The sequence below is a fragment of the Dyella soli genome (assembly GCF_054482295.1).
The window spans coordinates 138,588-162,636 of the sequence record NZ_JBTFFU010000001.1; the positions used below are offsets into that span (position 1 = coordinate 138,588).

The window sequence follows — 24,049 nt, forward strand, 5'->3', positions numbered from 1 at the left end:
CCAAGGTAACAGACTCCACCAAGCGCGCGGCAGGAGGGCGCGCAGCGCCCGCGCCGTTACAGCGATATGGACACCGACAGCATGGCGGGGTTGCCTTGCGGGCGGTTTTTCACGTCGAACTCATGTAGCCAGCGCAGCGCGAACTCGGCCTGTCCGCCTTCCCATTTCCTGACGTAAGTCGCGATCGGGCCGAACGCGAGCGAGTGTCCCTTGAAGCCGTTCAACAGGTCGGCCGTGGGCCCCGTATCGTCTTCAAGCTGTTCGATCCAGCCGCCCACGGCGCCAAAGCCCCAGCCGTTGTGGAGGCGTTTGATCACCAGCGAATCGATGCGGAACACATCGCCGTTCTGGTAGTCGGTGGCGGTGTCCTTCGTGTAGAAGTCCACGGCGGTCGTCGTGCTCCATTCGAGCGTGCCTTCCTGGAACAGCTGGGTGTAGCCGACGGTGGGCGAGAACGTCCAGTTGTGCAGGCTGAGATTGGCCAGCCGGCCTTTCTCGTAGTCACCGGTGGGCGCGTAGATGTACAGCGACAACGACAGGTGCTGCGTCTGGCTGAAGTGGTGGCTCGCGATCACGGGCGCGAACGCCATGTCGTAAAGGCCGGTGTCGCTGTCCTTGCGCTTGGCGCTCAGCCGGCCGAGGTTCGCCGTCACGTTCACGTCGGCATAGGCAAACGGCAGCGTCACCATCGACGCGTAGTTCCACGCGCCAGGCTTGGTGTTCCAGATGTACAGGCCGGTCAAGGACAGCAGCTGGAATTCGGCTTGCAGGCCGAGCGACGAGCCGCCACCGACCAGCGGCACCTGCTTGGAGGCGCCGATGTTGCCGTCGTAGAAGACGTAGGACACCTGGTAGTTCCAGCCCGGCGTCGGCGGTATCAAGCCGGCATAGGAGGTTGCCTGGAGTCCCGTGATCGGACGCCCGAGGCCGCCCTCGGTGGCATGGGCGGGAAGGGCCGCAGCGGCGGCGACGAGTAGCGGCAGGCAGGCGAGTCGTTTCATCACGCTTCTGGGCCCAGGGTGGTCTGGCGAAGGGGCGGAGCGGCACCGGGCCCGGCCTGCGGCGATACCTCGTGTCCCGGACGGGCTGGCACGGTGCGTGGGAATGCAGGCGTCAGCGTGGGAGGAGCAGCGACGGCGGGCAAGCGTAAATCCACTTATCCGGTCTCGGTAGAAATACGCAGACCGGTGCGCTGGTTGGCATGGACGTGCTGCCTGCAGGTCGAGGCCGGATCCACGCGCTTCATCCCGCGTTGCGCAGTTCCTTGCCCGCATGAGGTGTGGCGCTGCCTTCGGCCTGCATGACGCACTCCAGCGCCGGGTCCTCGATCGGCTGCCTGAGCAGCATGCGGCGGTCCTGCTCGTAGTTGTGCGTCACGCGCCAGGGCAGGTGGCGTCCCTGGCGCGGCATGCGCGCATTGCCGCGTTGCACGTAGCCCGAGCTGAGCGATGCAAGGATGGTTTCGTCGCCGCGTTCACCGGCCGGCGCGCGTGGCGTAATGGCCGACAGCCGGTGGTTGTCCATGTAGTTCAGCAGGCGGCAGACGTAGCTCGCGGCCAGGTCCACCTTCAGCGTCCACGAGGCATTGGTGTAGCCGAAGATCACCGCCAGGTTGGGCGTGTCCTGCAACAGCACGCCCTTGTAGGTCAGCAGGTCGTTCAGGGCGCGCGGCTCGCCGTCGACGGACAGCTCCATGCCGCCCAGCGCCAGCAACTGGAAGCCGGTGGCCGAGATGACGATGTCGGCGTCGAGCTGCTCGCCGGACGCCAGCTGGATGCCATGTTCGGTAAAGGTGTCGATGGTGTCGGTGACGATGGACGCCTTGCCGTCGCGGATCGCCAGGAACAGATCGCCGTCCGGCACGGCGCACAGGCGCTGTTCCCATGGACGGTAGGCTGGCGAAAAGTGGCTCAGCGCCACCTCGCTGCCGAGCTTGCGGCGCGCCGCCCACAACAGCACCGAGCGAACCCGGTCGGGCCAGCGCTTGGCTGCCTTGAAGATCAGGCGTTGCAGGGCGATGTTGCGCTTGCGTGCCATCCCGTAAACAAGGCGCGCGGGCAGCACGTGCCGCAGCGCGGCCGAGATCTTGTCGTGCGACGGCAGCGAAAGGATGTAGCTCGGTGACCGCTGCAGCATGGTGATGTGGGCGGTTTCGCCGGCCAGGGCTGGCACGAGGGTCACCGCGGTCGCGCCGCTGCCGATGACCACGACGCGCTTGCCTCGATAGTCGAGGTCGTCGGGCCAGTGCTGCGGATGGATGAACTGGCCCTGGTAACGCTCCAGGCCCGGGTAGTCCGGCAGGTAGCCGCGCTCGTGGTCGAAGTAGCCGGTGCAGCTGACCAGGAAGTGGCAGCTGTAGCGATGGGTGAGCGCACTGTCCTCGTCCACGGCAGTCACCGTCCAGTCGTTGACAATGCTCGACCAGCGCGCATCGGTGATCCTGACGCCGAAGTGGATCTTGCGGTCCACGCCGTAGGCGCGCGCGGTGTCTTCAACGTACGAGCGAATCGACGGTCCGTCGGCAAGCACCTTGAGCTCATGCCAGGGCCGGAACTGATAGCCGAAACTGAACATGTCGGAGTCGGAGCGCACGCCCGGATAGCGGAACAAGTCCCAGGTGCCGCCGATGGCCTTGCGTCGTTCGAGCAGGGCCACCGTCTTGCCGGGACAAGCCATGGCCAGGTGGCAGGCCATGCCGATGCCGGAGATTCCCGCACCGACGATGAGCACATCGACGTGCGTGTCCCGGACCTGGTCAGCGCCCATGGCGCGTGCCCTCCCAAGTGATGGCGGTCGCAACGCGGTTAGCGTACCGCCGTTCCGGTCTCAGGGTCCGGCATCGGCGATGTTGACGTGCACGGCCAGGCCAGTGTCGGTCGGTCCCGCTGCTCAGGCGACGTGACGCAGCAGGAACTCGGTCATCAGCGCGGCGATCTCGGGCGCATGGGTTTCGAGCGCGAAGTGTCCGGTATCGAGCAGGTGGATCTCGGCCCCGGGCAGGTCGCGCGCGTAGGCCTGGGCACCCGCCGGAACGAAGGCCGGGTCGTGCTTGCCCCAGGTGGCCAGGAAGGGCGGCTGGTGCTCGCGGAAGTAGCGCTGGAATTCGGGATACTTCTCCAGGTTGCTGCGATAGTCCAGGATCAGGTCGAGCTGGATGTCTTCCGCGCCCGGGCGAGCCATATAGGCGATGTCCAGCGTGTAGCCATCGGGCGACATGCGCTCCGGATCGGAGCCCGTGAGGTACTGCCAGTTCCTGATGCTGTCGGCCGCGAGCGAGGCGCGGCAGGCCTCCCGGTGCCCGGGTGTCGGATCGCGCCAGTAGGCCTGCCAGGGGCCCCATTGGTCGCTGAGGCCCTCGACATAGGCGTTGCCGTTCTGGCTGACGATGGCCGTGATGCGTTCGGGATTCGCCACGGCCAGGCGATAGCCCGTGGGCGCGCCGTAGTCGAACACGTAGAGCGCGTACCGACTCAGTCCGATCGCCGCTACGAAGCCCTCGATGATGCGCGCGAGATTGTCGAAGCTGTAGTCGAAGCTGCCGCGCGGCGGCGCCCGGGTCTGGCCGAAGCCGGGAAGATCGGGGGCGATCAGCCGGAAATGGGGAGCCAGCAGCGGGATGAGGTCACGGAACATGTGGCTCGCGGTGGGAAATCCGTGCAGCAGGAGGATCACCGGGCCATCGGGCTTGCCCGCCTCGCGATAGAAAACGGTGACGTCGCCAACCTCCCGGGTCCTGTACTTGACGCGCATGGTGCTGGCCTCCTTTTCCGCCGGAGCCTGGCGGCTTGCTGGGTGCGAACTCACGCCGCCGTCGGCGTATCCACCGGCCTTCCGGCCAGCCATAACGCCACATTCCTCACATAACGTTCGACCGAGCGCTGGGCCTCGGGTGCATGGGCAAGCGCATCACCCGGTGCTTCGGTGACGAAACTCGGTGCACCCATGGAGGGATTCCAGTTGTAGTCGGCGAAGTGATGAAAGGTGGACTGGGCGATCGCCGGCCCGCCCGCGGACGAGGGCTCGAAGGCAACCGCAATGTTGAACTCGGTCCCGCTCAGTTTGCTGCGTCCTTTCGCAATCACGCGGGCGCTTGGATCATCCGGCGGTTTGCCGACGGCGCCCTCGTGCGGGTGCGCAGGCAGCGAATGCACCGTGCCGTCGGGCGAATCCGGGTCGGTCAGCACCGCGTGCAGTGGCCCGTCGATGGTGATGTGCTGAAAGTCGCCGTTGCGCCCCGAGTGATAGTTCGGCCAGAGAATATCGGCGTTGAAAGTGTCGTCGGCGCAATGGCGCGACACATCGGGGTCCGGATTCTTGCTATGGAAGAAATGCGCGGCGCCCACGCCGCCCAGCGTGCATACCGAGCTGCCGAGATCCATGTGGTCGCGCGTCACCAGCAGGCCGCCGCCGCGCTGGCGAAAGCGCGTGATCGCTGAGCAGTCTTCCGGGGTCAGGCCGCCGCCCGTGTCGACGGCAAACAGCCAGATTTCGTCGAACGCCGAGCGGTCCAGTTGCGACAGCACGCTGTCGGGCGCGCCGGCAGGGTCGCGGTCGCGGGCGACCACTTCGAACAGCGGCTCACCCCCGGCATCGCGCAGGTCCGACAGATAGTCGCGCAGCAGGCTGAAGCGGCCGATGTGCCAGTCATCCTCGACGGTGGCAATGGTCGTCTGCAAAAGGATCTTGCTGGGTGTGGCCATGGCGATGACCCTGGGTCAGTCGTAGCGTGGAATGGGGCCCAGCTGCGGCGTGGCGCGGTCACGCAGGTCGAACATGACCTCGTCCACATAGCACCAACCCCAGCCTTCCGGCGGATCGTAGCCTTCGATGATCGGATGTTTCGTGTGATGAAAATGCTTGGTCGCATGCCTGTTCGGTGAGCTGTCGCAGCAGCCCACGTGGCCGCAGGTGCGACAGATGCGCAGGTGCACCCAGACATCTCCCGATTTAAGGCATTCCTCACACCCGCGTGCGCTTGGCGTAACGTTGAGGATCGAATCCAGATGCGTGCAAGGCGTGGCCATCGGCAAGCTCCGTCGATAGGGGAAGAGGATCCGCGGATATCTTAAGTCCGCCGGACGGGCGTGGGCCCCGGCGCATGCAGCGCGGCTGCCCAGTCGCCTCGACGGCACCAGCCCGGGACCTGGCCAGGCAACGCAGGTCTCAGTGGTCGGGCAGAGGGGCGCCGTCGACGTCCAGCAGTTGGTCGAGACGCACGGTTTCACCCGTGCTGGTGGAGAGGTACTCGGCCGCATCGCGGGCGAACACGTCGACAATGCTGGCCATGCGACGCTGCACCTCGCCCGCGGCATCGCGGAAGCCCATCTGCGCCGGCCTGCCTGTTGTCGCGAGCGCCTCGAGCAGGTCGTGGAACTCGCAGCTGATGGGAACGTAGGGGGATGGAAGAGTCGTCATTGAACGGCCTGCCGTGGTGTCACGGACGCTGCGGCGGCCAGGTGGCCGCCGGTGATGTGCGCTTCACGTGTCACGGAGCTCGCCTGGGCAACTTCCAGTCCGGCCGGATGAAATGGCAGGTGTATCCATTGGGGTAGCGTTCCAGATAATCCTGGTGCTCGGGTTCGGCTTCCCAGAACGGGCCGGCGGGGGCGATCTCGGTCACCACCTTGCCGGGCCAGAGGCCTGACGCGTCGACATCGGCGACCGTGTCCTCGGCCACCTGCCGTTGCCGGTCGTCGAGATAGAAGATGGCGGAGCGGTAGCTCATGCCGACATCGTTGCCCTGCCGGTTCATCGTCGTCGGGTCGTGGATCTGGAAAAAGAACTCCAGGATCTGGCGATAGCTGAGCCGGTCCGGGTCGAACACGATCTCGATCGCTTCCGCATGCGTGCCGTGGTTGCGATAGGTGGCATTGGCCACGTCGCCGCCCGAGTAGCCCACCCGCGTGGACAGCACGCCCGGGTAACGCCGCAGGAGATCCTGCACGCCCCAGAAGCAGCCGCCTGCCAGGATGGCCGTTTCGCTTTTCGTCGTCATGTGTTGGTCCTGCCCTTGGTGAAAATGTTGCGCCGGCGGCCGCCATGCGGGCGGCGCGGCGGTTGCTGCCGGAAACCCGAAGATACGCGAGATGCAGCTCGGCGGCAGCGCATGGCCGTGGCCGGTTCGAACCAGGCTGACCTGGACGAACCGGCCCGGGGTTGCTTCACGCCGTGACGACGTTGAGGGCAACCTCGATGTTGCCGTGCACCGCCTTCGAGTACGGGCAGATCTGGTGGGCCGAATGCGCGATGGCTTCGGCGACATCCTGGGCCAGGCCTGGCAGGCGGACGGTGAATGCTGCGCCGAGGAACCAGCCGGGCCCGGTCTGGCCAACGTCCACCTGGATGTCGACGGCATGGCCGGCCGGAAGCTCGACCTTCTTCAGCGAGGCGGCGAGGCCGAGCGCAGTGATGTAGCAGGCGGACCAGGCGCCGGCAAACAACTGCTCGGCGGTCGGGTGAGGTTCGGCAGCGATGAACTCATGGTTGTCACCGCCGGGGGCCGACAGCTTGATGTCGACGACGCCGTGGTCGCCGCGCTGGGCCTTCGGGTCGAGGTTGACGACGGTGTGGGTGCGGCCGGAGAAGATGACTTTTTCGATCTTGGTCATGGCATATTCCTCAAGGGTGGGTGGTTTGACTAAATCGTAAGCGATTAAAGCGCATGCGATGTATATGTGGCGTGCATGCGTGGGAAATTCGGTGTAACGGGGTTGCCGGGGTCGCGCTTTCGGGAACTGTCAGTAATATCGTGAGCGATCACATCGCATACGACGTAAATATGTTCCGGCAATTCCGGGTGGCTGTCAAGCCGTGTTTAAATCGCGTCCGGGTCGCTTTCGGTATTACTCGCGTGCGAGTAGATCGCGAGCGATGTTAAAATGATCGCGCCGGGGCCAGGTGATGTCAAGAGCGACGGCGGCAGCCTGGCTGGCGGCCCGCCGCAAGGGCGCGGTCCCGCGTCTTCAGGCGGCACCGATTAACTCGCATGCGATGTATACTCCGTTGCCGAGACGGGCAGGCGCCCGTCACCCACCGGAGGAATCCACATGAAACCGAATGGCAGGGCCGATGCCTCGAACATGAAGCTGGCCGACTTCCTGTGCTTTGCGGTCTACTCGACGAACCTGGCGTTCGGCAGGATCTACCGGCCGCTCCTCGACGAACTGGGCCTCACCTATACCCAGTACGTCACCATCATCGCGCTGTGGGAGGAGGGCGGCCAGACGGTCAGCGGCCTCGGCGAAAAGCTCTTTCTCGAATCCAATACGCTCACGCCGATCCTCAAGAAGCTCGAGGCGATGGGCTACGTAGAGCGCACGCGTGATCCGGAGGACGAGCGCCAGGTGCGGGTCAACCTCACCAGGAGCGGAAGGCGCCTGCGGGAGAAGGCCCTGAGTGTCGACCTCGGCGACGCTTGCGGCCTCACGCCCACGGAGTTCTCGAAGATGCAGAAGGAAATCGTCGCGCTGCGTACCAATCTCCTCAATGCAGTCGACAGCGAGGCCTAGAGCAGGCCATCGATGGGCAGCAGGCGCAGGAACGACACTTCCGTGCGCCGCTTGGTGCTCGCGTCGGGATCGCTCCTATACGTGACGGGCCTGCCATCGTCCTCCGCGTGCCACACGAGGTGACGGGTGTCGGGATCGACCGTCACCCGAAAGGCGTTGGAGGGGAGTGTCGCCGTCGCGAAGAAATCGCTGATGGCGTGGGCAAGGCCGGGCGAGTCCACGATCACGCCCATCTCGGTGTTGAGCAGCTTGGAGCGCTGATCCATGTTCAGGGAGCCGATGAAAACCTCGCGTTCATCCACCACGATGGTCTTGGCGTGCAGGCTGATGCCCGATGATTTGCCCAGCGCCGTGGTTTCCTGGTGCTGGCCGCCGGAGGGTTTCAGCTCATAGAGTTGAACGCCGCCTTCGACCAGGTCCTTGCGATAGTGCACGTATCCCGCGTGCGCGGCCGTTTCATCGGTCGAGGCGAGCGAGTTGGTCAATATCCGGATGGACATGCCCTTTTGCACCAGTGACGTGAGGTGCCTGGTGCCCTGGTCGCCCGGGATGAAATAGGGCGTGCTCGCCAGTATCTCGTGCTGTGCGCCGTCCAGCATCGCCTTGAGCTTCGGGCCGATGCGCAATGCCGGCACGTCGCCCGAGGCTTCGATTTTCTCCGGCTGGTCGGCCACCAGTTCGGCATCGCCCCAGAACCACGTTCCCCGCCGATCGGCGGTGGGGCCGTCGGGCAGTTCGTCCAGTACGGACTGGGCGTAGTCGGACTGCGCGAAGGCGCGCACGTCACGCTGGAGTATTTGCCGTGCGGCGGCCAGGCGCTGGGCGGAGTCGTCGGTCTTGGCGAGCTTGTCGAGTGGATACGAGGCGTCGCAATTCCAGTAGGTGTCGAATGCCGCCGACGCCTGCGGCACCACGGGTCCGATGGCCACCACGTCCAGATCGCGAAAATGCGTGTCGCTGCCCGCGTCGAAATAGGGATCGCCGATGTTGCGACCGCCGATGATGGCCACGGTGTTGTCGACGATGAAGGACTTGTTGTGCATGCGCCGGTTCAGTCGCCGCCACTCGAGCATGAACTGCGTGGCACGGGACACGATGGATGGATTTCGGGTCTGCAGGGGATTGAACAGCCTGATTTCGATGTTCGCATGCGCATTGAGCGCCTCGAACAGGTGCCCCTTGTCGTCGAAGTTGTTGTCGTCGAGCAGCATCCGCACGCGCACGCCGCGATCGGCCGCGGCGAGCAGGTGCTGCATCAGCAGGTGGCCGGTCATGTCATCGGCAAAGATGTAGTACTGCAGGTCGATCGAATGTCTGGCGTGATCGGCCAGCGCAACGCGGCTCAGCAGGGCGTTCGTGCTGAGCGTCAGCAAGCGGAAACCGGACTGATGCTGGTGCTTGTCCACCTCCGCCTTGGTGTATTTGGCGGCGGCCGTATCCGTGGCCGGCGGCAAATGATGGGTCTCCTCCTTGTCGGTGGTTGGCGGAAGCGTCGAGCACGCCTGAAGGAACAGACAAAGGAGTGTGAAGGCAAACGCGACGATCCTGCGATCTGTGCGCATATTCCCGTCCCGTGACAGCCTGCCGGCCGGTACCTGCATGCCTTGCCATGTGCCAATACGCCCGTTCATTTAGCACGCCCAGGCCCTATGCCGGCTGACTGTGGGGCCAACGGCGCGGGAACCGGCCGCGCTGGCGGCACGCGTTATTCCCGCTTGCCCTCGGCGGGGGGCGGCGCGGGGGCGGACGCGCCCGGAACGTGACACCCTGCCCATGGAGATTGCTGCAAGATCGAACCCAACGGCAGGACCCGCGGTCAGAACCGTGTGCCCTTGCCGCGAATGACCCGCGCACGCCCCAGCCCAGGTGACCCCCGTGCTACCGATTCGACACATTGCGACAGCCGCCCTGGTGATCGTGACCGGGGTCGCGACATGCCCGGTCGCCTGGGCAGAACTGGATGCGGCAGGCCAGCGCGAAGTGGCCGCGCTGCTGGACTTCGTCGGCCATAGCCACTGTACGTTCATTCGCAACGGAAAGTCCTACGGCGCCGCCGAGGCGGAGAGTCACCTGGTGGACAAGCTGCGCTACCTCGAGCGAACGAACAAGTTGAACTCGGCCGAGGACTTCATCGAGCAAGCCGGCAGCCGAAGCAGCCTCACCGGCAAGCCCTACCTGGTCGATTGCGACGGCAGCGAGCGCACGTCGGCGGAATGGCTCACGCAGGAATTGCAGCAACTGCGGCAAGTGCAACCCTGACGCATCGGCCGGCCCGTGGGGCCATGGCGGCGCGCGCTGCCACCGGCCGAATGTCAGGGTGCCTTCGGCACGGCGGGCGTCTTGGCGTCAATGAAATCACGCACGGCGGCGATGGTGGCGTCGGGTGCCTCTTCCATCAGCCAGTGGCCGGCGTCGGGCACGACCAGCTCCGTCACCTGGTCGGCCGCATGGCGCATCACGATGGCCTCGTTGGCCCCAAACGATTTTCCACCACCGATGGCCAGCACGGGCATGCGCAGCCTGGTCGCCATCGACTGCTGGTTGTCCACGACGTCCTGTCGAATGGAGCGGAACTGGGCGAAGGCGGAACGCATGGCGCCGGGCCTCGCATAGAGCGTGGCGTAGTGCTGGCGGGTCGCTTCGTCGATCCGGGTCGGGTCGGCGGCGAATTCGTTCCAGAAGCGATCCAGGTAGATGCGTTCGCGCCCGGCGACCAGGCGCTCGGCATCCGGCCCACCGAAGTCGAAATGCCACAGTGCGGGAAGCCTCACGATCTGGTCCCACGGCGGAATGCCGGGAACGGGGGCGTCCATCACCACCAGGCGGTCGGTCTTGTCGGGGTAACGGGCGGCATAGGCGTACGCGACCATCGTGCCGATGTCATGGCCGACCACCGATGCATGGTCAATGCCCAACTTGACCAGCACGGCGCGGATATCGGCGGCCTGGGTTTTCTTGTCGTAGCCGCCTTCCGGGTGCGAGGAGAGCCCCATGCCGCGCAGGTCGGGCACCACCACCGTGTGATCACGTGCGAGATCGGTGGCCAGCGGGGCCCACATGTCGCCCGTGTCGCCGAAGCCATGCAGCAACACCACCGCCGGACCCTTGCCGCCGACGCGCACATGGAGCGTGGCGCCGTCCGTCTGGATGTCCTGCGTGCGGAATGACGCGGGGAAGGGCTTGACGCCGGCCGCGGCCGGCAGACTGCATGCGACCAGCAAGAACGCGATCAGGAGCTTGCGTAGCATGAACTCGACTCCCATGGCAGGTGGCAGGCAGAGGCCGCCAGGTCCGCTTGGCGCGGATGCCGCCCGTGGCGGGCGGCATCCATCCAATCTATGAGAATGGACGGGAGGTTAAGTCCGGGTGATGGAGGCACCGCCATCCACCAGTGAAGCCGTGCCGGTGACAAACGACGAGTCGTCCGACGCGAAGTAGAGCACCGAGCGGGCAAGCTCGTCAGGCGTGGCGACCCGCTTCAGCGCGTGAAGGTTGGTGATGAAGGACTGCGCTTCGCTGGTGCTGTTCATGTCGCGATACATGTCCGTGTCGACGGCACCGGGCAGCACCGCATTGACGCGAACGCCGCGGGACCCAAACTCGGCGGCCAGCGCCTGGGTCAGGCCGATCAGGCCGGACTTGCTGGCGGCATAGGCGGCAACACCGGGAAAGGCGAAGCTGTGGCCCACGAAGGTCGAGGTGAAGATCACCGAGCCACCACCGTTCTTCAGCATCTGGGCAATCTGGTGCTTGGCGCCCAGGAATGATCCGGTCAGGTTGATCGCCAGCGCGTCGCTCCAGCCGGCCTCGCTTACCTCGGTGCTGGCCCCGCCTTCACCCAGGGTGCCGGCATTGTTGAAGGCGATATCCAGCCGCCCGAAACGGCTGACCGCGAGCTCCACCAGCGCCTTCGCGTACGCTTCCGAGCGCACATCGCCGGCCAGCGCGACCGCGGTGCCGCCCATGGCTTCGATCTCCTTCACGAGGGTGTCGAGTTCCGCCTCTCGGCGGGCTCCGACCACGACGCTGGCGCCTTCCGCGGCAAACAACCGGGCCGTGGCGCGACCGATCCCGGCGCTGGCTCCGGTCACCACGGCGACCTTGTTGGCAAGACGTGACATGTTGTTATCTCCGGCAATGATGAAAGTAGGCGCCCGTGGCGCTTCGGGGACAAAGCTTGCGCCCCGGTACGGACCATGACGTATGGCCGTTCGGGTGGTCCCGTTCGAATTCATCGAACATGTTGCAACGGAGGAGGGCAGCGTGGCGGCCCGGCCACCAGCCCCCGGCTTCGGCGTGAGTTGCGAGCGTCAGGGGCGCTGCAGGGTCGTACCCGATGCATGACGATTGCCGGGCACGCGCCACCGCCATGGCAGATCCTTGCCGACGCTGATGCCGATGCGGGGCTCGCCCGCGGGATCCGTCGGCGGCGCCATGCCATCGTCGACGACGGTAAAGCCGTCACGCGCGCCGACCAGGTCAATCCCGTCCTGCGCGCCGCTGATGCCCATCGCCTGCGTCAGGCGGGCCGGACCACGGCACAAGTCTCGGTCGCGCGCAGTGCGTGGTCGGGCTGCGCGCATCTGCTCAAGCCCGCGCAGAGGTTCCAGCGCCCGGATAAGTACGCCGCTGCCGTCACCCTCGGCGCCGCACACGCAGTTGCAGCACCAGTGCATGCCGTAGGTGAAGTAGACATACATGTGCCCCGGTGGCCCGAACATGGTGGCATTGCGTGGTGTTCTTCCCCGGTACGTATGCGCCGCCGGATCGATGGCGCCGGCATAGGCTTCCACCTCGACAATGCGGCCCGCCCGCCCATCCGCCGCGGCCAGGATCTTGTTGAGCAGTTGCGGCGCCACGGTGGGCGCAGGTCGATTGAAGAAGGCACGCGACAAGGGCTTGCCTGGCCAGACGATGATGGGTGTTGCGTGCCTGGCCAAGCGAACTCTCCCGGGAGCATGGTCCGAACCTGTCTGTCGCATCTTGCCGGATCGCCCCGGCCTGCCGGCGCCGCGCTTCACCCGCTCGATGGCCCTGCGGCATCATTGCCATGGGAAGGGCGGCCACCGCGTGAAAGAGCTCACGGTACGCTTCGACCGGGCGATCGAAGTGTATGCGCGATTTCCCCCGCCGGGCTTGGGCAGCACCCGGACCGACGCACCCAGCATCCGACGCGACATCACGGAGGGCCAACGCCTGGCCGGGGTAGTGTTTCGGTCCGGTCCATGGTGGGCCTCGGGCAGTCGCACATCGGACTGGTTCGCGCGTCCCACGATCGCCGCGCCCTTCATGCGCCATGGCCTAGCATAGGCGGGCTGGTTGTCGCTCTTGCACGAGGAGTTGGTCATGATCTTCGCCGTGTTCCTGGTCGGCCCCAACGACGTGAAGATCGATCACGTCGAAGAAGCGCCCGAGTTGCTTGAGCGTGACGGGCGCTGGTTTTCGTTGCGCGGCGGTCCTCGTCGACCGCAGCCGACGGATCATGCGTGGGATCCGGTGGCGGTCTATGCCCCCGACGAACTTACCGAAGAGGAGTTCCAGGAACTGTTCGAGCTCAACCGTAAGCAGGTGCCGGAACTGAACTTGAAGTACTGAGGGCGTGTCCCGCGATGAAGCCGCAACACGTCAACGCGACGAGGTGTGCCTGGCGGTCGCGCGGCGGGCATTCGCTCGCATGTGCACGAAACCTTCACGGATGCCGATCGGCGACGGGCCATTCACGTCGCGATTGATTGGATGGCGTGGTTGATCCGTTGGCGTCGTGGCGAGTGCCTGGTTCCGCCGCGCAGGCGTCAGCCTATACTTTTCCTCCCGGCTCATCGGCTTGAGCTGCGCGTATCGAAACCCACGCACCTGCATGCGAAGGAGCGTCGACATGAGCGCATCCGATCTCACGCACGAGTCCACCGTCCTGGTGGTGGATGACTCTCCCGGCAATCGGATGATCCTGTCGGAGCTGTTGAAGCCGCTTTACCGTGTCACGGAAGCCGGCAACGGCGAGGAAGCCCTGGCCCGGGTCGGTGCAGATGACAAGCCGGACCTCATCCTGCTTGACGTGATGATGCCTGGCATGACCGGCTTTGATGTTTGCCGGCGGCTGAAGGCGCGAGTCGATACCCGGGATATCCCGGTGATCTTTCTCACCACGCTCAATGCCCCGGAAGATGAAACGCGTGGGCTGGTACTGGGTGCAGTCGATTACATCAGCAAGCCGGTCAACCCGCCCGTGGTGATGACGCGCGTGGCCAACCATCTTCGCCTGAAGGCGGCGGCGGATTTCCTGCGCAGCCAGAACGATTACCTGGAGCAAGAAGTGGCGCGGCGCACGGCCGAAGTCACCGCCGTGCAGCAGGTGGCCATCCTGGCCTTGGCGTCGCTGGCGGAGACCCGGGACAACGAAACCGGCAGCCACATCAGGCGCACGCAGCATTACGTGAAAGCGCTGGCGGACCATCTCAAGGATCACCCGCGGTTTGCCGCGGAGCTCGACGAGGTTTCGCGCAGGCTGCTGTTCCAGTCGGCGCCCTTGCACGATATCGGGAAGATCGGCGTGCCCGACCAGATCCTCCTGAAGCCGGGACGCCTGACACCGCAGGAGTTCGAGGTCATGAAGACGCATACCACGCTCGGTCGCGATGCCATCCAGCGCGCCGAGGAGCAGCTCGGCATGGATGTGCCGTTCCTCCGGCTGGCCAAGGAAATTGCCTATGGCCACCAGGAGCGGTGGAACGGCAGTGGCTATCCGCGCGGCCAGCAGGGGGACGACATCCCCGTGTCGGCCCGGCTCATGGCTGTTGCCGATGTCTACGACGCGCTGATCAGCCAGCGGGTCTACAAGAAGGCCATGTCGCACCAGGAGGCCGTGGCCCAGATCTCCGCGAAACGCGGGATCGATTTTGATCCGGATATCGTCGACGCGTTCCTGGAGTTGCAGGGTGAGTTCCGGGCCATCGCGGAGCGCTTTTCGGAAGACGACCCGCGCCGGGCCCACAAGTGGCTGAGAGAGGGCGGCGTGGCTTGATGCCCGGTTCCCATCTCCTGCCAGGGCCGCGCGGACATGAGTGCATTTACCGAACGACTGGAGCGCCTGCCCCTGAAGCGACGCCTTCAGCTGGGTTTCGGCGGCATTCTTCTGCTGGCCATCCTGCTTGGCATCTACAGCCTGAACGTGCAGCGGCTGCAAAGGGACCAGATCGGCCGGTTGTATCAAAAGGACATGCTGGGCCTGGTGCATATCGAGGCTGCCGGGGCGTCGCTGGCCGACATGGGGAAATACCTTCGCCAGGCGGTCCTGGTTGACCCCGGCAAGGAACAGGCCGACGCACTGCAGGCGCTTGCCGATGCAGAGACGCTGACGCGACAGGAAATCGAACTGGCCAGGCCCCGCGTCTATCGCGAAGAGAATCAGCGCAACCTGGCCGATTTCGAAGGCGCATTCAGCAACTACAACAACCAGGTGCAACAAGTAGTGACGCTGCTGCGTGCGCCGGCGCCAACGGCTGCCGCCGCCAATGCCCAGGCCGCCGCCTTGCTCACCTCGTCGGCGTTCCGGCACAGCGATGCCGCCGTCAAGCAGGCCTTGGCGCGCGTCGAGCAGATGAAGCGGGCGGGTGCCGACCAGGAGGTGACCGACGCGGCCAGGCGCTTCCATGACAATGTGCAATGGACGGTGTGGCTGCTGGCCCTGGTGGTCGCCGTCGGCATCCTCTTCGGTAAGTTGATCAGCCGCTCCATACAGCGGCCGGCGGAAGGCTTGCGGCGTTCGATCGAGGCGCTGAGCGCTGGCGAGTTCGACGTGCCTGTTCCGTACACGAGTTACCCCAACGAGGCAGGCGAGCTTGCGCGGACGATCGTCGCCTTGCAGGACGAAGCCAGGCAGATGGCGGGGCAGCGCTGGGTGAAGACCCATGTGGCTGCGATCTCCAGCGAGCTCCAGTCCATGGATCATGCCGAGTCATTGGCGAGTCGCTTCCTGTCCGCCCTGGCACCGCTGCTTCGGCTCGGGCATGGCGCGTTCTATGTCCACGATGAGCAGGCCGGATGCCTGCGCTTGTCGGGAAGCTACGCCGCTGCCACCGCGATCAGGGAATTTCGCCTGGGCGAAGGGCTGGTCGGTCAGTGCGCCGTCGACCGCAAAGCCATCCGGCTGACCGGCGCGTCGACGCATGATGTCCGGATCACCTCCAGCCTCGGACAGGCTGACCCGGCCGAAATTTCCTTCTTGCCCCTCGTGCGGAGCGAGCATCTGTTCGGCGTGTTGGAGCTGGCCAGCGTGTCGCCGTCCAGCCCCGACCAGCGTGAGCTGCTCGATGAGCTGCTGCCGATACTTGCCACGAACATGGAAATCGCCGAACGCACGACATGCACGCAGCAGTTGCTGGAGGAGACCCGTCGCCAGGCCGAGTTGACGGCGCGCCTCGCAGACAACCTGAAGGCCAAGACCGTCGAGCTGGAAGCACAGCACGAGACCATCGAAGCGGCCAGGGCCTGGTACCGCGGCGTCATCGACGCAGCGCCCGACGGCATGATGATTGTCGATCAGCACGGCATCATCATGCTGGTCAACCCAAAGCTGGAAGCCATCTTCGGTTATGCCAGCGGCGAGCTTGACGGAGCACCTGTCGAACAGCTCGTTCCCTCCGCCGCCAGGGAGTGGCATGTCGGCCTGCGCAGCCACTTCTTCGCGCAGGGCATCAGTCGCCAGATGGGGCGTGGCCATGTCGACCTGCACGGCATGCGCAAGGACGGCGAGGAGTTCTCGGTGGAAATCGGCCTCTCTTTCCTGCCGGCACTCGATGGTGACGGCGCCTGCGTCTGCGCCTCCATACGCGATGTGAGCGAGCGTCGCGCCATGGAGGCCGCCGTCCTGCAGAGCGAAGAGCGCCTGCAGTACATCCTGGACAGTGGCCCCGTCTGCATCGGCGTTTCCACGCACGGTCGCCTGCGTTTCGCCAATCCGAAGTTCGTCGACACTTTTGGCATCACAGTGGGCGAGGGCACCGAGCGCATGTACGTCGATCCCGCGGAGAAGCAGCAGATCTGGCAAAGCCTCGAAGGGACCGGCGCGGTCGCCGACCGCGAGCTTCGCATGCTCGATCGCGAGGGGCGCGTGCGCGACATGCTGGCCAGCTACCTGCCGATCGATTATGAGGGCGAGCTGGGCCTGCTGGGCTGGTTCATGGACATGACCGAGCGCAAGGCGGCCGAGGCGGCCATGCAGCGAGCCAGGGACCTGGCCGAAGAAGCCACGCGTTCCAAGAGCGATTTCCTGGCGAACATGAGCCACGAGATACGCACGCCGATGAACGCCATCATCGGCATGAGCCATCTTGCGCTCCAGGCCGGGATCGATCCCAGGCAGCGCGGCTATGTCGAGAAGATCCACCGGTCGGCGAACCATCTGCTGGGCATCATCAATGACATCCTCGACTTCTCCAAGATCGAAGCGGGCCAGATGCGCATGGAGCAGGTCGACTTCCGGCTCGACGACGTGATGGAGCACGTCGCGAGCGTGATCGGCCTCAAGGCCGGGGAGAAGGGGCTGGAGTTGTTGTTCCGGGTGCCGCAGGACCTGCCCATGGCCTTCACGGGCGACCCGCTGCGGCTGAGCCAGATCCTGCTCAACCTCGGCAACAACGCAATCAAGTTCACCGAACACGGCACCGTCGTTATCGGGGTCGAGCAGGCATCCCGCAGCGAAGATGGCGCCAGCCTGCATTTCCAGGTCAGCGACACCGGGATCGGCATGACGGCGGAGCAGTGCCGCAACATTTTCCAGTCGTTCGTGCAGGGCGATTCCTCCACCACCCGCAAGTACGGTGGGACCGGACTCGGACTGGCCATATGCAGGAAGCTGGTCGAGCTGATGCAGGGCCAGATCTGGGTCGAGAGCGAGGCGGGCAGGGGTTCAACGATGCACTTCACCGCCCGCTTCGGGCGTCAGCGGGACGAGGATGCGCCACGCCTGCCCGGCGCCGACGACCTGGTCGGCAAGCGCATCCTGGTGGTCGACGACCATCAAGTGGCGCGCGAAATCCTTGCGGGCATGGCGCAGGGCTTCGGGCTTGACGTCGATCTGGCTGGCAGTGGCGACGAGGCGTTGCGGCGGCTGATTCACGCAGTGGCAGTCCAGCAGCCGTACCAGATCCTGCTGCTGGACTGGACGATGCCTGGCATGGACGGCATCGAGTTGCTGGGCCGGCTTCGCGCCGTCGGCGGCGCCCACGTGCCGGCCGTGGTCATGGTCACCGCCTTTGGTCGCGACGAGGCGCTGGACGGGGCGCGGCAGCGTGGCGTCACCCTGGACGGCGTGCTCACCAAGCCGGTGCTGCCAGCTGCGTTGCTCAGCTCGCTGGCGCAGGCGCTGAGCGAGGGCATCGAGCCGATGGCACGGGTTGAACCGCGGCGCGACCGGCAAGCCCAGGCGATGGCCGCCCTGGCCGGTTGCCGCGTGTTGCTCGCCGAGGACAACGAGCTGAATCAGGAACTGGCGCTGGAGTTGCTGCGCCAGGCGGGCATCGAGGTGTTGCTCGCGCGCGATGGCGAGGAGGCGTTGATGCACCTCGCGAGCGGTCAGCACGTCGATGGCGTGCTGATGGACTGCCAGATGCCCGTCATGGACGGCTATGCGGCAGCGCGGGCCATTCGCGAACGCTTGCGGTTGGCGGACCTTCCCATCATCGCGATGACCGCTGATGCCATGGCCGGCGATCGCGAAAGGGCGTTGGCCGCCGGCATGAACGACCACATCAGCAAGCCGCTCGATGTCGAGGCGATGTTTTCCACCATGGCGCAGTGGATGGCACCTGGACGCACTGTTGCCGGCAAGGCGCAACGACCTGGCCCAGTGGCTGACGTCGCGATGGGCTTGCTGCCGGAGATCGACAGCCAGGGCGGACTGGCCCGCTGCAGTCACAACATGACGCTGTATCGTCGCCTGCTTGCGATGTTTCTCGAAGACTATGCGGACTTCGACCAGTCGTTCCGGGCCGCTCGGCAGGATGCCGATGCGAGCGCCGCTTGCCGGCTGGCGCATACGCTGCGGGGTTCGGCGGCGAACATCGGGGCGCAGGCCGTGGCGGAAGCCGCTGCCGGGCTCGAGCAGGCGTGCCGGGTGGATACGCCCGGCGACGAGCTGGAACGCCTGCTCGCCAAGACGACGGATGCACTGGTTCCCGTGCTGGCTGGCCTGGCGAAACTTGAGGCTGCGCACTCGGCCTGAGCTGCCCGATCCCGGGGTACGGCATCTTTCACACCCGGTTGAGGAAGACAGGCGTGAAATCCGGAGCCATGCACCCCGTGCCATGGCAACGTGCGCTGATCTGCATGCTCATGTCAGTCTGGTCGGCGCACGCACTCGGTGCAGATCTTGCTGACGATGATCTTCGGCGCATCAGCGACAGTCTCCGGACGCTCGACCATGCGCCCGGCGATCCGCGTGCCCGCATGGAACTCTTTGAGGCAGCGCGGCGCCTGGGCCTGTACGCGCAGGCAGCGCCGTTCCAGGCTACGGATGACAGCCAGGGGCGACGCCAGATCGAGGGCGACCTGATTGCCCTGAAGATTCGTTACGGCATCATCGACCGCGATACCTTGTGCGGACCGCGCCGCTTCGATCGGCTCGACGAGGCGATAGCCGCCACGGACGCCCTGGACCGACAGTTCGTGCAGGGAGCGTCGCCCGACGGAGAAGACCTGCGTCGACTGAACGATCGCATCGTGGCCCTGACGGAGAGACATCACTACGCGGCGGCGGTCAGCCTGTATGAATCGATGCGGCAACGCAGGCTAGAGGTCCCGCCGTGGGCGACGGTCAAGGTGGCAGAGAGTTATCTCGACCAGCGCAAGGCGTCGATCGCGGCCGGTCTGTACCGTCAGGTGCTCGCCAAAAATCCGGACGACTTCGAAGCCCATGTCGGGCTGTTCTATGCGTTGTCCGACAGGAATGACGATGCGTCGGCCACCCGCTTCATCGATGCCTATGCGGCCAGCCTTCCCGAGCGCCGTCACCTCGACAACAAGTACAACACGGAGCGACTGAGCATCGACGTGCTCGCCGACCGTGCCCGCATCAATGCGCGCTTCCTCGACGAGGCACAAGACCGGCTGACGGGGCGGCTTGACCACGCCCCCCACAATATTGAAGTGCTGCAGGCCGCGGCAGCCATGTCGCTGGCGCGGGAATGGCCGCGCTCGGCACAGCAGCTCCAGCAGGCACTCGTTGCCAGGACGCCGTGCGACGCCAACGCCTATGGAGAGCTGGCGGAAACGGCCCTGCAGACCCAGGACTGGGTGCTTGCGCGACAGTCATTGAGCCGCGCCCAGATGCTGGATCAGGAATCGCCATCGGTGCGCCGCGCCGCCACCTCGATGGCGCTGCATGATGGCTATGAGTTGTCGGTCGAGGTGAACTACGAGCACTCGCCCGGGGGCGGTTCGACGGCTTCCAACTATTTCGGAAGCGATGACTGGAACGAAAACACCTTCCTCTACGGCCCGCCACTGGACGAGCGCTGGCGGTGGTTTGTCCATGACTACACGGCCATGGCCGACTTCTCCGATGCGTGGACGCGATGGAGTCGCGCAGGCGCTGGCGTCGAATGGCGCTGGCTGAACTGGCGTGTCGCCGCCGAGGCCAACGGCGGCAACGTCGGTGGTGCCGGCGCCGCGCTGGCCCTTCGCTGGGCACTGGACGACCGCTGGACGTTCGAGGCCAGGGCGGCGTCCCGCAGCAACGACATCCCGCTGAAGGCCGTTCGCGACGGCATTCATGCCAACGATGTGGTCGCGGACGCCAGCTGGCACTTGAACGAATCGCTCGTCGTCTCCGCCCAGGCCACCGAATCGCATTTCTCGGATGGCAACCGGCGCCAGGCGCTGTTCGTCCAGTGGCAACAGCGTTGGCTCAGCAATGCCCGCTGGCAGGTGGACATGCTGCTGAGTACCAGCGGCTCGCGCAATTCGCTCGACCAGACCGTCAGCTATTTCAATCCGCGCCATGACCACGATGTCATGCTGACCGGTGTCGGCGAGTTCATCACCTGGAGGGACTACGACTACCGCTTCACCCAGCGCCTGGAGCTTGGCACCGGGCGCTATTGGGAGAGCGGCTATCCGTCCGGGAACATCACCTACCTGCGCTATGCACACGCATGGCAACTGGGCCTGCCCGTTGAATGGCACTATGGCTTTGCCATCGTGATGAGGCCTTACGACGGCGTGCGCGAAAAGCAGTTGCGCGCAGAGATGGGGCTGCTATGGCAATTCTGATGCGCCAGATCCTGCTGATCGTGCTGGCAGCTGCGATAAGCCGGCCACTGGGTGCGACCGACGCCGGCAGCTTTGTCGCCTTGTGCTATCACGAGGTGACAGGTGACACTCCCGAAGCCTATTCATCGACCGCGATCAGCGTGCGCGACCTGGCCGCGCAGTTCGCATGGCTGCAGGCCAATGGCTACCACCCGGTCAGCATCGAAGCCATCGTGGCCTCGCGCAACGGTGGGCCGGCGTTGCCGGAACATGCCATCTTGCTGACCTTCGACGATGGCCTCGCGAGCGTCCATCAACGCGTCTTTCCGCTGCTGAAGCTGTTCAAGTATCCGGCCGTGGTCGCGCCGGTCGGTTCCTGGATGGACCTGGCACCGAACGAGTCGGTGAGCTATGGCGAAGGCCAGGTGTCGGGCGCGGCCTTCGTGAGCTGGAGCCAGCTGCGGGAAATGCAGCAATCGGGCCTGGTCGAGGTCGCCAGCCACAGCTACCGGCTGCACCTGGGCCTCGTCGGCAACCCGATGGGCAACGTCGAGCCGGCCGCGATCACCCGCGTCTATGCGGACGGTCGCTACGAGACAGACGACGCCTATGTCGGACGACTTCGGGCTGACCTGGGCAGGGCACGCGAGCAGATGCTGGGGCACATGCAGGTGGCGCCACGCGTGATGGTCTGGCCCTACGGGCGAAGCAACCGCACGTCTCAGCAGGTCGCCGCCAGCCTTGGCATGCCCGTCGGGCTGACCCTCGAAGACGGCGTCAACACGCCGCAGACGCCACTGGCAACCCTACGCAGGCACCTCGTGCAAAATCCGATGGCACTGACCGCCCTGGCCGAAATCCTCCGTCAAACCTGGCCGTCGGATCCGCGGCGAAGCGTGCGGATCGATCCCGGCGACTGGCCCGTCGCCGGCGAAGCGCGGCTTTCGGTGACGCTTGAGCAACTCGTTGCCCTGAAACCCAACCTGGTGTTCATCAGTCCGCGACAGGGCGATGCCGCCCATCAGGCGACCCTGTTTCCAACCGCGCGGCTGCCGATGCGCGCCGACCTCCTCAATCGCATCGGCTGGCAGATCGAGTCGCGCGCGGGCGCCGCGGTTTACGTCGACTTGCCCGCCGACTGGCTCGGCGACATGGATCTCGTCGGCGATCTGGCGCGGCAGGTGAATCTCTCCGGGCTGAGCGTGCCACTGGTGCCGGGAAGCATGGCTGCGGAACAGCTTCGCCATGCCGCCGAGCGTTGGCGCTGGCCGATCCATCTGGTGTACGTCATGCAGGGGTTGCCGGACCCAGGCCTGTGGAGCCGGCTGCCCGACGATGACTGGATCAGGCTGCCCGCGCGCGACGATGTGCTGGCAGGCCTTCCCGACGCGGCCAGGGGCCATGTGATGCTGCAGTTCGATGCGACCAGGCTCACTCCCGCCACGGCACGGCAGATGAGGGCGTTGAAGGCCCGGGGCTTCGGGGACTTTGCCATTGACGGTCTGCCCACGGCAGTTCCGGACGAGGTCAGGCGTGAGTTCTCCCTGCGCGACGAGCCACGGCCATGACGCCGATCACCCACGCCTGGATGGTGGCCGTGCAGATTGCCAAGGCCTACATCTTCTTTTACCCGCTGACGATGTCATGCATCTGGATGCTGGGCGCGCTGGTCTTCTATCTCCGCTACGAGCGACATCCCCATCGCCGGGTCAGCGAGCCACCCTTGCTGTCGGACTATCCCTTTGTTGCCGTGCTCGTGCCTTGCTACAACGAGCAACACAACATCGAGGAAACCATCGACGCGCTGATGGAGCTGCAGTATCCGAACTTCGAAGTGGTCGCGATCAATGACGGCAGCACGGATGACACCGAGAAGTTACTCGATGCCCTGGCAGCGCAGCATCCACGGTTGCGGGTGATCCACCATGTGAAGAACCAGGGCAAGGCGGTGGGGCTCAATACGGGCGCGCTGCTTACCCGGGCCGATATTCTGGTGGGCATCGACGGCGATGCACGGCTGGATCCGTGGGCGATTCACTGGCTGGTCGCGCACTTTGAAGTGGCATCCGTCGGCGCCGTCACCGGCAATCCGCGCATGCGCAACCGCTCGACCCTGATCGGGCGGATTCAGGTGGGCGAGTTTTCGTCCATGGTGGGCATGATCAAGCGTGCCCAGCGCGCTCTCGGAGCCATGTTCACCATTTCGGGTGCCGTATCCGCATTTCGCCGCAGCGCACTGCATGAAGTGGGTTACTGGACGCATCATCGACTGACCGAGGATGTCGACATCTCGTGGAAGTTGCAGGTGGCGGGCTGGGATATTCGCTTTGAACCGCGGGCACTGTGCTGGATCCTGATGCCCGAGACCTATGCCGGCTTATGGAAGCAACGACTGCGATGGGCCATGGGTGGCGCCCAGGTGATGCTGAGCCATGCAGGCCAGATGCTCCATTGGCGCTGCGCCCGTCTGTGGCCGCTGTACATCGAGTATTACCTGAGCATCATCTGGGCGTGGTTGTTCTCTTTCGCACTGGCGTTTCGCGTGCTGGATCTGGTGGCCATCCATGTCGACCTGGGCAGTGCAGCCGTCCTGCTGCCTGGCTCGGCAGGATTCCTGCTGGGCACCAGCTGCCTGGCACAGATGCTGGTCGGATTCCTGCTGGACAGACCCTACGATCGGGACCTGTTGCGCAACTACCTGTGGGCCATCTGGTATCCGGCGGTCTACTGGCTGATTGCCACGGCCTCTGCCGTGGCCGGCATCCCGAGGGTACTGCTGCAGGACCGGCAGGAACGAGCTCGTTGGCAGAGTCCCGACCGCGGAGTGGTGCCATGAGCCGGCGCCCGCTGATCATCGAACGGCCCGAGTTGACCTCCGTCGTCAGGCGCATCTTCGCCTTGGTGGTGACGGTGCTCGCGTGGGCCTCCTGGCTGCTTATCCTGCTGCCCATCCTGCGCCTTCCACTGGACAGTATGGGACTGCACTTGCCCCTGCCAGCAATCCACTGGGGGGCCATCTACCGGTCGTCTCCCGTGGCCAGCCGCATCGCACTGACGGCCTTGCTCATGTCCACGCTTGTGCTCGTCGTACGGCACGTATGGGAGATCTTCGGGCCGCCCGGCAAGTTCGACGGGGATCGCTCGCAGCCGCTTACCGTGGCGCAACTGGCAGCGGCCGGACCGATGCCGGTCGAGTGCCTGCCAGCCTGGCAATGCGAGCAGGTCCTTTACGTGACCCATGATGAGCACGGTGCCATGGTCCGCGTCACCACCGAACGCGACTGATGGCCTGC

The 24,049-nt window shown here is 65.4% G+C and carries 21 protein-coding genes; 9 read left to right on the forward strand and 12 right to left on the reverse strand.

The annotated features are described in order from the left end of the window. Positions 1-56: 56 nt before the first annotated feature. The 8 genes from ACXU4B_RS00725 to ACXU4B_RS00760 all read right to left on the reverse strand — a co-directional run bounded on the left by ACXU4B_RS00725 (position 57) and on the right by ACXU4B_RS00760 (position 6,608). A complete protein-coding gene (locus ACXU4B_RS00725; protein ID WP_165583107.1) occupies positions 57-1,001 on the reverse strand; it encodes a SphA family protein in 945 nt (314 codons plus the stop codon). Positions 1,002-1,242: 241 nt separating this feature from the next. Further along, on the reverse strand, positions 1,243-2,766 hold the full coding sequence (locus ACXU4B_RS00730) for a flavin-containing monooxygenase (RefSeq protein ID WP_131406799.1): 1,524 nt from the start codon (positions 2,764-2,766) through the stop codon (positions 1,243-1,245). Positions 2,767-2,889: 123 nt separating this feature from the next. Continuing rightward, complete coding sequence (locus tag ACXU4B_RS00735) at positions 2,890-3,843, reverse strand: alpha/beta fold hydrolase (RefSeq protein ID WP_425481343.1); 954 nt, start codon at positions 3,841-3,843, stop codon at positions 2,890-2,892. After that, positions 3,801-4,700, reverse strand: a complete 900-nt coding sequence (locus ACXU4B_RS00740; RefSeq protein ID WP_131406803.1) for a hypothetical protein — start codon at positions 4,698-4,700, stop codon at positions 3,801-3,803. The genes ACXU4B_RS00735 and ACXU4B_RS00740 overlap by 43 nt, the downstream gene beginning before the upstream one ends. A gap of 15 nt (positions 4,701-4,715) precedes the next feature. Further along, positions 4,716-5,024 (reverse strand): UBP-type zinc finger domain-containing protein, encoded by a 309-nt coding sequence (locus tag ACXU4B_RS00745; protein ID WP_131406805.1) that lies wholly within the window; start codon positions 5,022-5,024, stop codon positions 4,716-4,718. Between the two features lie 139 nt (positions 5,025-5,163). Beyond that, positions 5,164-5,415 carry a hypothetical protein gene (locus ACXU4B_RS00750; RefSeq protein ID WP_131406807.1) on the reverse strand — a complete coding sequence of 84 codons (252 nt, stop codon included), beginning with the start codon at positions 5,413-5,415 and terminating at the stop codon, positions 5,164-5,166. 70 nt (positions 5,416-5,485) lie between these two features. Further along, entirely contained in the window at positions 5,486-5,995 is a 510-nt protein-coding gene (msrA, locus tag ACXU4B_RS00755) for a peptide-methionine (S)-S-oxide reductase MsrA (RefSeq protein WP_131406808.1), read from the reverse strand. 166 nt (positions 5,996-6,161) lie between these two features. Then, positions 6,162-6,608: an Ohr family peroxiredoxin gene (locus tag ACXU4B_RS00760; RefSeq protein ID WP_131406810.1), complete on the reverse strand. Its 447-nt coding sequence runs from the start codon at positions 6,606-6,608 to the stop codon at positions 6,162-6,164. A gap of 438 nt (positions 6,609-7,046) precedes the next feature. Between ACXU4B_RS00760 and ACXU4B_RS00765 the strand changes: the two genes are divergently transcribed. After that, on the forward strand, positions 7,047-7,508 hold the full coding sequence (locus ACXU4B_RS00765) for a MarR family winged helix-turn-helix transcriptional regulator (protein WP_131406812.1): 462 nt from the start codon (positions 7,047-7,049) through the stop codon (positions 7,506-7,508). Here the strand turns inward: ACXU4B_RS00765 and ACXU4B_RS00770 are convergent. Next, complete coding sequence (locus ACXU4B_RS00770; protein ID WP_458910820.1) at positions 7,505-8,962, reverse strand: phospholipase D family protein; 1,458 nt, start codon at positions 8,960-8,962, stop codon at positions 7,505-7,507. The genes ACXU4B_RS00765 and ACXU4B_RS00770 overlap by 4 nt on opposite strands. 421 nt (positions 8,963-9,383) lie before the next feature. Between ACXU4B_RS00770 and ACXU4B_RS00775 the strand changes: the two genes are divergently transcribed. After that, complete coding sequence (locus ACXU4B_RS00775) at positions 9,384-9,767, forward strand: YfeK family protein (RefSeq protein WP_165583108.1); 384 nt, start codon at positions 9,384-9,386, stop codon at positions 9,765-9,767. Positions 9,768-9,820: 53 nt separating this feature from the next. Here ACXU4B_RS00775 and ACXU4B_RS00780 read toward each other — a convergent pair whose 3' ends face one another. The 3 genes from ACXU4B_RS00780 to ACXU4B_RS00790 form a co-directional block, all read right to left on the reverse strand. After that, positions 9,821-10,756, reverse strand: coding sequence for an alpha/beta fold hydrolase (locus ACXU4B_RS00780; protein WP_131406816.1), 936 nt, complete (start codon positions 10,754-10,756; stop codon positions 9,821-9,823). Positions 10,757-10,864: 108 nt separating this feature from the next. Then, entirely contained in the window at positions 10,865-11,629 is a 765-nt protein-coding gene (locus tag ACXU4B_RS00785; RefSeq protein WP_131406818.1) for an SDR family oxidoreductase, read from the reverse strand. Between the two features lie 189 nt (positions 11,630-11,818). After that, positions 11,819-12,424 (reverse strand): DNA-3-methyladenine glycosylase, encoded by a 606-nt coding sequence (locus ACXU4B_RS00790; RefSeq protein WP_458910867.1) that lies wholly within the window; start codon positions 12,422-12,424, stop codon positions 11,819-11,821. 430 nt (positions 12,425-12,854) lie between these two features. Here ACXU4B_RS00790 and ACXU4B_RS00795 point away from each other — a divergent pair, with 430 nt between their 5' ends. The 7 genes from ACXU4B_RS00795 to pgaD all read left to right on the forward strand — a co-directional run bounded on the left by ACXU4B_RS00795 (position 12,855) and on the right by pgaD (position 24,041). Further along, the gene (locus ACXU4B_RS00795; RefSeq protein ID WP_131406822.1) at positions 12,855-13,103 is read left to right on the forward strand and encodes a hypothetical protein; all 249 of its coding nucleotides are present in this window, start codon (positions 12,855-12,857) and stop codon (positions 13,101-13,103) included. 166 nt (positions 13,104-13,269) lie between these two features. Then, positions 13,270-14,529: a response regulator gene (locus ACXU4B_RS00800; RefSeq protein ID WP_458910821.1), complete on the forward strand. Its 1,260-nt coding sequence runs from the start codon at positions 13,270-13,272 to the stop codon at positions 14,527-14,529. 36 nt (positions 14,530-14,565) lie between these two features. Further along, on the forward strand, positions 14,566-18,729 hold the full coding sequence (locus tag ACXU4B_RS00805; protein ID WP_131406826.1) for a response regulator: 4,164 nt from the start codon (positions 14,566-14,568) through the stop codon (positions 18,727-18,729). Between the two features lie 110 nt (positions 18,730-18,839). Then, on the forward strand, positions 18,840-20,777 hold the full coding sequence (gene pgaA, locus ACXU4B_RS00810) for a poly-beta-1,6 N-acetyl-D-glucosamine export porin PgaA (RefSeq protein WP_458910868.1): 1,938 nt from the start codon (positions 18,840-18,842) through the stop codon (positions 20,775-20,777). After that, on the forward strand, positions 20,777-22,324 hold the full coding sequence (pgaB, locus tag ACXU4B_RS00815; protein WP_458910869.1) for a poly-beta-1,6-N-acetyl-D-glucosamine N-deacetylase PgaB: 1,548 nt from the start codon (positions 20,777-20,779) through the stop codon (positions 22,322-22,324). Before pgaA ends, pgaB begins: the two co-directional genes overlap by 1 nt. Next, positions 22,321-23,592: a poly-beta-1,6-N-acetyl-D-glucosamine synthase gene (pgaC, locus tag ACXU4B_RS00820; RefSeq protein WP_131406832.1), complete on the forward strand. Its 1,272-nt coding sequence runs from the start codon at positions 22,321-22,323 to the stop codon at positions 23,590-23,592. Before pgaB ends, pgaC begins: the two co-directional genes overlap by 4 nt. Then, a complete protein-coding gene (pgaD, locus tag ACXU4B_RS00825; RefSeq protein WP_131406834.1) occupies positions 23,589-24,041 on the forward strand; it encodes a poly-beta-1,6-N-acetyl-D-glucosamine biosynthesis protein PgaD in 453 nt (150 codons plus the stop codon). Before pgaC ends, pgaD begins: the two co-directional genes overlap by 4 nt. The last annotated feature ends 8 nt before the right edge of the window (positions 24,042-24,049 follow it).